At 52.4% G+C, this 7,055-nt stretch carries 8 protein-coding genes; 3 read left to right on the plus strand and 5 right to left on the minus strand.

What is annotated here, in order from left to right; genetic code table 11:
- Positions 1-376: 376 nt before the first annotated feature.
- The 5 genes from purB to rluE are packed head-to-tail and all read right to left on the minus strand — an operon-like array spanning position 377 to position 4,712.
- On the minus strand, positions 377-1,747 hold the full coding sequence (gene purB / locus HBA26_RS07415; RefSeq protein ID WP_014883421.1) for an adenylosuccinate lyase: 1,371 nt from the start codon (positions 1,745-1,747) through the stop codon (positions 377-379).
- A gap of 19 nt (positions 1,748-1,766) precedes the next feature.
- Positions 1,767-2,396, minus strand: coding sequence for a high frequency lysogenization protein HflD (hflD, locus tag HBA26_RS07420; protein WP_126345291.1), 630 nt, complete (start codon positions 2,394-2,396; stop codon positions 1,767-1,769).
- Between the two features lie 26 nt (positions 2,397-2,422).
- Positions 2,423-3,535 (minus strand): tRNA 2-thiouridine(34) synthase MnmA, encoded by a 1,113-nt coding sequence (mnmA, locus tag HBA26_RS07425; protein WP_126345292.1) that lies wholly within the window; start codon positions 3,533-3,535, stop codon positions 2,423-2,425.
- A 40-nt stretch (positions 3,536-3,575) separates the two neighbouring features.
- Positions 3,576-4,049, minus strand: a complete 474-nt coding sequence (locus HBA26_RS07430) for an NUDIX hydrolase (protein ID WP_126345293.1) — start codon at positions 4,047-4,049, stop codon at positions 3,576-3,578.
- A 9-nt stretch (positions 4,050-4,058) separates the two neighbouring features.
- Positions 4,059-4,712, minus strand: a complete 654-nt coding sequence (gene rluE / locus HBA26_RS07435) for a 23S rRNA pseudouridine(2457) synthase RluE (RefSeq protein ID WP_028012753.1) — start codon at positions 4,710-4,712, stop codon at positions 4,059-4,061.
- 117 nt (positions 4,713-4,829) lie between these two features.
- Between rluE and icd the strand changes: the two genes are divergently transcribed.
- The 3 genes from icd (at position 4,830) to HBA26_RS07450 (ending at position 7,033) form a co-directional block, all read left to right on the plus strand.
- Positions 4,830-6,080 (plus strand): NADP-dependent isocitrate dehydrogenase, encoded by a 1,251-nt coding sequence (gene icd, locus HBA26_RS07440; RefSeq protein WP_003857898.1) that lies wholly within the window; start codon positions 4,830-4,832, stop codon positions 6,078-6,080.
- A gap of 268 nt (positions 6,081-6,348) precedes the next feature.
- The gene (locus HBA26_RS07445; protein ID WP_047364296.1) at positions 6,349-6,660 is read left to right on the plus strand and encodes a hypothetical protein; all 312 of its coding nucleotides are present in this window, start codon (positions 6,349-6,351) and stop codon (positions 6,658-6,660) included.
- A complete protein-coding gene (locus tag HBA26_RS07450; RefSeq protein ID WP_126345735.1) occupies positions 6,653-7,033 on the plus strand; it encodes a hypothetical protein in 381 nt (126 codons plus the stop codon). The genes HBA26_RS07445 and HBA26_RS07450 overlap by 8 nt, the downstream gene beginning before the upstream one ends.
- The last annotated feature ends 22 nt before the right edge of the window (positions 7,034-7,055 follow it).

Consider the following 7,055-nt stretch of genomic DNA (forward strand, 5'->3'; position numbering starts at 1 on the left):
GGGACGCCAATCCCGACACCAGATTTTGCTGGTGCATGGCGAGTATGGGAAAAAATCATTTTCATGTCAACGGCGGTTAAAAAAGTTCTTAACATCCAATAAAAAAGTGCCACTAAAAAGAGTCGATTTTGGGGGCAAATTTGGGGGCAATATCGTGCTGGGGGCATGATTTGGGGCAATAAAATGACCATTATTGTCCGATAATGTCCGCAATTCAATTTTATTAAGCCACTGATTAATAAGTAAGTTATTGTTTAAGCGGTGATTGTGATTTTCGCTGTGCAGTCTAACGCTGATTATGTTGCTGTGGGGATAAACATTCAGTAAACCGGGGAAAAGCAACCCCCTTTCCGGGCGGAAAGGGGGGGAAGGAACGTTACTTCAGCTCATCAACCATGGTGATGGCGCGGCCAATGTAATTCGCCGGAGTCATGGCCTTCAGGCGGGTTTTCTCTTCTTCCGGCAGTGCCAGACCGTCGATAAACTGTTTCATGCCTTCGGCATCGACGCGTTTACCGCGGGTCAGCTCTTTCAGCTTCTCGTACGGTTTTTCGATACCGTAGCGGCGCATCACGGTCTGAATCGGCTCTGCCAATACTTCCCAGTTGTGATCCAGCTCGTCCAGAAGACGGTCACGGTTCACTTCGAGCTTGCTCACGCCCTTCAGGGTGGACTGATACGCGATCAGCGCGTAGCCAATGCCCACGCCCAGGTTACGCAGCACGGTGGAGTCGGTCAGGTCGCGCTGCCAGCGGGATACCGGCAGCTTGCTCGCCATATGCTGCAGCACGGCATTCGCCAGGCCCAGGTTGCCTTCGGAGTTTTCGAAGTCGATTGGGTTCACTTTGTGCGGCATGGTGGAGGAGCCAATTTCCCCGGCGATGGTCTTCTGCTTGAAGTGGTTCAGCGCGATGTAGCCCCACACGTCGCGATCGAAGTCGATCAGGATGGTGTTGAAGCGCGCGATGCAGTCAAACAGCTCTGCAATGTAGTCGTGCGGCTCAATCTGGGTGGTGTACGGGTTCCACTGGATCCCCAGAGAGGTCACGAACTCTTCGCTGAACTGATGCCAGTCCACTTCCGGGTACGCGGCAATGTGGGCATTGTAGTTACCGACCGCGCCGTTGATTTTACCCAGAATTTCAACCTGCTCCAGCTGACGATACTGGCGCTCCATACGGTACGCCACGTTCGCCATCTCTTTACCCATCGTGGATGGGGTGGCTGGCTGGCCGTGAGTACGGGAAAGCAGCGGAATGTCACGGTATTCCACGGACAGCGCTTTCACCGCGTCGATGATTTTACGCCAGTAAGGCAGCACCACTTCTTTACGCGCGGTGGAGAGCATCAGCGCGTGAGACAGGTTATTGATATCTTCGGACGTACAGGCGAAGTGAATGAACTCGGATACCGCATGCAGGGCCGGGACGCTTTCCACTTTCTCTTTCAGGAAATACTCAACCGCTTTCACGTCGTGGTTGGTGGTGCGTTCAATGGTCTTAATGCGCGCGGCATCTTCTTCGCTAAACTCAGCAACGATTTTATCAAGGTAATCGTTTGCCTTTTCGTCAAAAGCAGGAACTTCCTTGATTGCTGCCTGGGCGGCCAGCTTCTGCAGCCAGCGTACTTCAACCTGAACACGGAACTTCAGCAAACCATATTCGCTGAAGATCCCGCGCAGCGCGCTGACTTTATCGCCGTAGCGTCCATCGACAGGGGATACGGCGGTCAGTGAGGATAATTCCATAATTCGCAACTCCGGGAGGTTAACAATGAGCAAGAATTTGTTTTGCCTGAGTGGTCAGGCGATTACGAGAAAACATTAGCTGCAGGCGGCCACCGCCAACCTGATGCCACAGCACGGCGGCGCGGATCCCAGCCAGCAGGGAAGCGCGGACCTTCGCCTGCACCTGCGGGCTTTGCAGTACGGCAGGGGAGCCGGTGACCTGAATGCGCGGGCCCAGCGGGCTGATGACGTCAACGTAAATGCCCGCCATGGCGCTCAGCAGCGTTTCAGACTGCAGGTCAAAATGGTCGAGCTGACGCTGTAGCCCGGCGATGCGATCGCCCAGGGTATTGAGCGCGCCTTTCGCCGCGCTCAGCTTACGCTCAAGCACCATCAGGCTTAAGGTGTAGCGGGTCAGTTCCGCGTTTAACCCCTGACGGCTACTGGCGTTAAGCACGCCAAGCAGGGTTTCAAGACCGAGACGAAGATTGGTTTCGCTGCCGCCGAACACGCCCAGGGTTGAACCGGGGTTGAGGTCGATAACGCTGTTGAGCAAAACGTGCAGGGCATCAGCGTCACAGTGACCCTGATGCGCCAGCTGTTGCACCAGACGAGCAGACTGGCAAATTCCTGCCAGCGCCAGGGTGATGTCATAATAATTCTTCGCCACACGGTCTCCTTTATGTGTGCAATCGGTTAAACAGCGGGCAGCGGCAGGCGCTGTTCAATGATCCCGCCGCCCAGGCAGATTTCGCCGCTGTAGAAGACAGCAGACTGGCCCGGGGTAACGGCGGCGACCGGCTCGTCGAAACGGACGTCAATACGGTCGTCATCAAGCGCGGTGATGGTGCAAGGAATATCGGTCTGGCGGTAGCGCGTTTTCACCGTGCAGCGCAGCGTGCCTTTCAGGGGCTCGCGATCGACCCAGTGCAACTGCTGTGCGACAAGGCCAACGGACATCAGACGCGGGTGGTCGTGACCCTGAGCCACCACCAGAATATTGTTTTCGACGTCTTTGTCGACCACGTACCACGGATCTTCGCTGCCTTCTTTCGTCCCACCAATACCCAGGCCTTTACGCTGGCCTAAGGTGTGGTACATCAGCCCCTGATGCTGACCAATCTCGTCGCCATCAACGGTGACAATTTTACCTGGCTGTGCAGGCAGGTAGCGGCCCAGGAAATCACGGAATTTGCGCTCGCCGATAAAGCAGATACCGGTGGAGTCTTTTTTCTTCGCGGTGATCAGGTCCAGCTCTTCGGCAATTTTACGCACTTCCGGCTTTTCCAGTTCGCCGACCGGGAACAGACTTTGCGCAATCTGTTCGTGGCTCAGCGTATAAAGGAAGTAGCTCTGATCTTTATTGCCGTCGAGGCCGCGCAGCAGCTGGCTTTTGCCATTCACGTCCGCACGACGCACGTAGTGACCGGTCGCAATGTAGTCAGCGCCCAGATCTTCCGCGGCGAATTCCAGGAAGGCTTTAAATTTGATCTCTTTGTTGCACAGAATATCCGGGTTCGGGGTACGGCCCGCTTTGTACTCTTCAAGGAACAGTTCAAAGACGTTGTCCCAGTATTCTGCGGCAAAGTTAACGGTGTGCAGTTCAATGCCGAGCTTGTCGCATACGGCCTGCGCGTCGGCGAGATCCGCTGCGGCAGTGCAGTATTCCTCGCCATCGTCTTCCTCCCAGTTCTTCATGAACAGGCCCTCCACCTTATAGCCCTGTTGCTGCAACAGGTAGGCGGAAACGGAGGAATCGACACCGCCGGACATGCCGACGATCACTTTTTTCTGGCTGTTATCTGACATGGAATACTCACGACATTGAACTTCAAGGCGGCGTATTCTATCACGCCCCCCCACCGTTGACACCCTCTGTAAACGGCCAGTTAAATTCTCCGATGACACCCAGCGGCAGGCGTGCGCCTGACTGCCAGCAGCGGATGCTTTCCGCAACCAGCGGCGAGCGCAGGTTTGGCGCGTTCAGGATCTCCTCGGCGGTGACCCACAGGCAGCGTTCGATATCGTCATCATGCGGTTCTGTGGCGCACGTTTCGCTAAGCTCAACGGCGAATAAAAAGCGCAGGAATGGGGTGCTGTCGGGCGCAATCCACTGGTGCATGCGAATGAAGTGCTGGGGCTCAGCGCGAATGCTGGTCTCTTCCCAGAGCTCGCGCTTCGCGGCCTGCAGCAACGTTTCATTGGCTTCAAGATGCCCGGCAGGCTGATTCCACAGCGCCCTGCCGTTGATGCTCTCTTCCACAACGAGGAATTTTCCCTGCGCGTGCACCACGCAGGCGACCGTAACATGAGGTTTAAACATCGTTTCTCCTTAAGGGGCAGCGTCGCGCCATTCGCCGTTTGCCAGCGTATCCAGCGTGTAGCTGCCCATGGCGTAGCGAATCAGACGTAGGGTAGGGAAGCCGACGTGCGCGGTCATTCGCCTCACCTGGCGGTTGCGGCCTTCATACAGGGTGATTTTGAGCCAGCTTGTCGGGATGGATTTGCGCTCGCGAATGGGCGGGTTACGCGGCCACAGCCACTCCGGCTCATTCACGCGTTCAATACCAGCGGGCAGGGTGGGACCGTCGTTCAGCGTCACCCCGCTGCGCAGTTTCGCCAGCGTCTCTTCGTCCGGCTCGCCTTCAACCTGCACAAAGTAAATTTTGCCGGTGCGTTTGCCCGGCTGCGTAAGCTTTGCCTGTAGGGCGCCGTCGTTGGTTAGGACCAAAAGTCCTTCGCTGTCCCGGTCCAGGCGACCGGCGGCGTAGACGCCCTGAACGGGGATGTAATCCTTGAGCGTACTGCGTCCGGCCTCATCGGTAAACTGCGGCAAAACATCGTAGGGTTTATTGAACAAAATCACCCGCTTCGGCTGGGTTTGCTGGGGTCTTCTGGTGGCTTGTCGCGAGCTGAATCGCTCAACCCGGTGTTTTGTAAAAGAAGTTTTCTTCATGGTATTTTCAGGCGTTATCAATTGCCGCATTATAGCCTAATAACGAAGACCTTTCATGGCGCAGGACAATCAGGTACTATCGAAGGGCTCATTACAATTTATTAACATAAGATCAGTAACAACCAGAAGCGCTCGAAGGAGAGGTTAATGGAAAGCAAAGTAGTTGTTCCGGCGGAAGGTAAAAAGATCACCCTGCAAAACGGCAAGATTAACGTTCCTCACAATCCGATTATTCCGTTCATCGAAGGCGACGGTATCGGTGTAGACGTTACCCCGGCAATGCTGAAAGTGGTTGATGCCGCTGTTGAGAAAGCCTACAAAGGCGAGCGTAAAATTTCCTGGATGGAAATTTACACCGGTGAGAAATCGACGCAAGTTTATGGCCAGGACGTCTGGCTGCCAGCAGAAACGCTGGACCTGATCCGCGACTACCGCGTTGCTATTAAAGGCCCACTGACCACTCCGGTCGGCGGCGGCATCCGTTCTCTGAACGTGGCGCTGCGTCAGGAGCTGGACCTGTACGTGTGTCTGCGTCCGGTTCGTTACTATCAGGGCACCCCAAGCCCGGTTAAGCACCCTGAACTGACCGACATGGTTATCTTCCGCGAAAACTCAGAAGACATCTACGCGGGTATCGAGTGGAAAGCGGACTCTGCTGATGCAGAAAAAGTGATTAAATTCCTGCGCGAAGAGATGGGCGTGAAGAAAATTCGCTTCCCTGAGCACTGCGGTATCGGCATTAAGCCGTGCTCTGAAGAAGGGACCAAGCGCCTGGTGCGTGCGGCCATTGAATACGCGATCACCAACGACCGTGATTCTGTGACCCTGGTTCACAAGGGCAACATCATGAAGTTCACCGAAGGCGCGTTCAAAGACTGGGGCTATCAGCTGGCGACCGAAGAGTTCGGCGGTGAGCTGATCGACGGCGGCCCGTGGCAGAAGATCAAGAACCCGAACACCGGCAAAGAGATCATCATTAAAGATGTGATCGCCGATGCGTTCCTGCAGCAGATCCTGCTGCGTCCTGCTGAATACGACGTGATCGCCTGTATGAACCTGAACGGTGACTACATCTCTGACGCCCTGGCGGCACAGGTTGGCGGTATCGGTATCGCCCCTGGCGCGAACATCGGCGACGAGTGCGCCCTGTTCGAAGCAACCCACGGTACTGCACCAAAATACGCAGGCCAGGACAAAGTGAACCCAGGCTCTATCATCCTCTCCGCAGAGATGATGCTGCGTCATATGGAATGGTTCGAAGCCGCAGACCTGATCGTCAAGGGTATGGAAGGCGCGATCAACGCGAAAACCGTAACTTACGATTTCGAACGTCTGATGGAAGGCGCTAAGCTGCTGAAATGCTCAGAGTTTGGCGACGCGATTATCGCGAACATGTAATCCACTCGCTGGGTTAAACACGAACGGGAGCTGATTGGTTCCCGTTTTTATTATTAGCTTTCGAATGCTTATCAAAATTTTATCAAAACGAGTTATCAAAATATCAGTGCCCTATCCATAAAGCTAGTCATCTGAACAGTGTTCCACTTACGTCAAGAGCGATTCGACCGAAGCAGATCTGATTAAGTCTGATATGATGCTAGACCTCTTTTTATTACATGCTATTATCCTCATAAGCTATTGCTAGTTAGATGATGGATCAAACCCAATGTCAGAAAAAAATGATTATGCGAAAGTTGTAAGTAAACTGACTACCTTCCGTTCGCACTCAAGTGATTTACTCGAATCTCAAATGGGTCTTATTGAAAAAATCCTTAATAATGTACAAGATTTATTCGATAAAAACTTACAGAATCTTTCTGAAGTAGAACGTGGTCGTTTAGAATTCTATAATGATGTTCTACCTGAAATGAAAAAATGTTTGGCAGTTTCAGGTAAATTTACTGAATCAACAACAAAAGATTATGCCCAGGCCTTAAAGCTACTTTCTAAAATGAATGGAGGTAGCAATAATGGCTAACACGGATTTCTCAGATTTAACAGATTTATTAGAAGAGCTTTCAACTAATTCTAAAAAATCTGATAATGTTGCCGAAGAAGCAGAAGAAAATGCATTAAGTTCCAGTGTGCGTGAAAGCAAGACTCGTAGTACATTAACCATTTCATTTTTAGTAGGTTTTTTTGTTTTACTGGTCTTTTGCTTTATTTTTGTTTTTTGGTACAACGCTTATGCAGTTGATTGGTTACTCAAATTGAAAGGAAAAGGAATTGAGAATCCCTCTGAATTGATAAGACCTCTTGAAATTGATAAAGTACTCTCGATTGTTATTAGTGCTTTAGGTACTTCGCTGGGTTTTATAATTGGCTATTACTTTAAAGAAAAATCAAAATAGTTACTGTCTCTTATACACATCT

This window comes from Enterobacter sp. 725m/11 (assembly GCF_011683705.1).
Lineage (GTDB): Bacteria > Pseudomonadota > Gammaproteobacteria > Enterobacterales > Enterobacteriaceae > Enterobacter > Enterobacter bugandensis.

What these genes read in the sequence shown, in the direction of transcription:
- icd (WP_003857898.1), top strand. Translation starts at nt 4,830, where the DNA reads ATGGAAAGCAAAGTAGTTGTTCCGGCGGAAGGTAAAAAGATCACCCTG.
- HBA26_RS07445 (WP_047364296.1), top strand. Translation starts at nt 6,349, where the DNA reads ATGTCAGAAAAAAATGATTATGCGAAAGTTGTAAGTAAACTGACTACC.
- rluE (WP_028012753.1), bottom strand. Translation starts at nt 4,712, where the DNA reads ATGCGGCAATTGATAACGCCTGAAAATACCATGAAGAAAACTTCTTTT.
- HBA26_RS07450 (WP_126345735.1), top strand. Translation starts at nt 6,653, where the DNA reads ATGGCTAACACGGATTTCTCAGATTTAACAGATTTATTAGAAGAGCTT.
- purB (WP_014883421.1), bottom strand. Translation starts at nt 1,747, where the DNA reads ATGGAATTATCCTCACTGACCGCCGTATCCCCTGTCGATGGACGCTAC.
- HBA26_RS07430 (WP_126345293.1), bottom strand. Translation starts at nt 4,049, where the DNA reads ATGTTTAAACCTCATGTTACGGTCGCCTGCGTGGTGCACGCGCAGGGA.
- mnmA (WP_126345292.1), bottom strand. Translation starts at nt 3,535, where the DNA reads ATGTCAGATAACAGCCAGAAAAAAGTGATCGTCGGCATGTCCGGCGGT.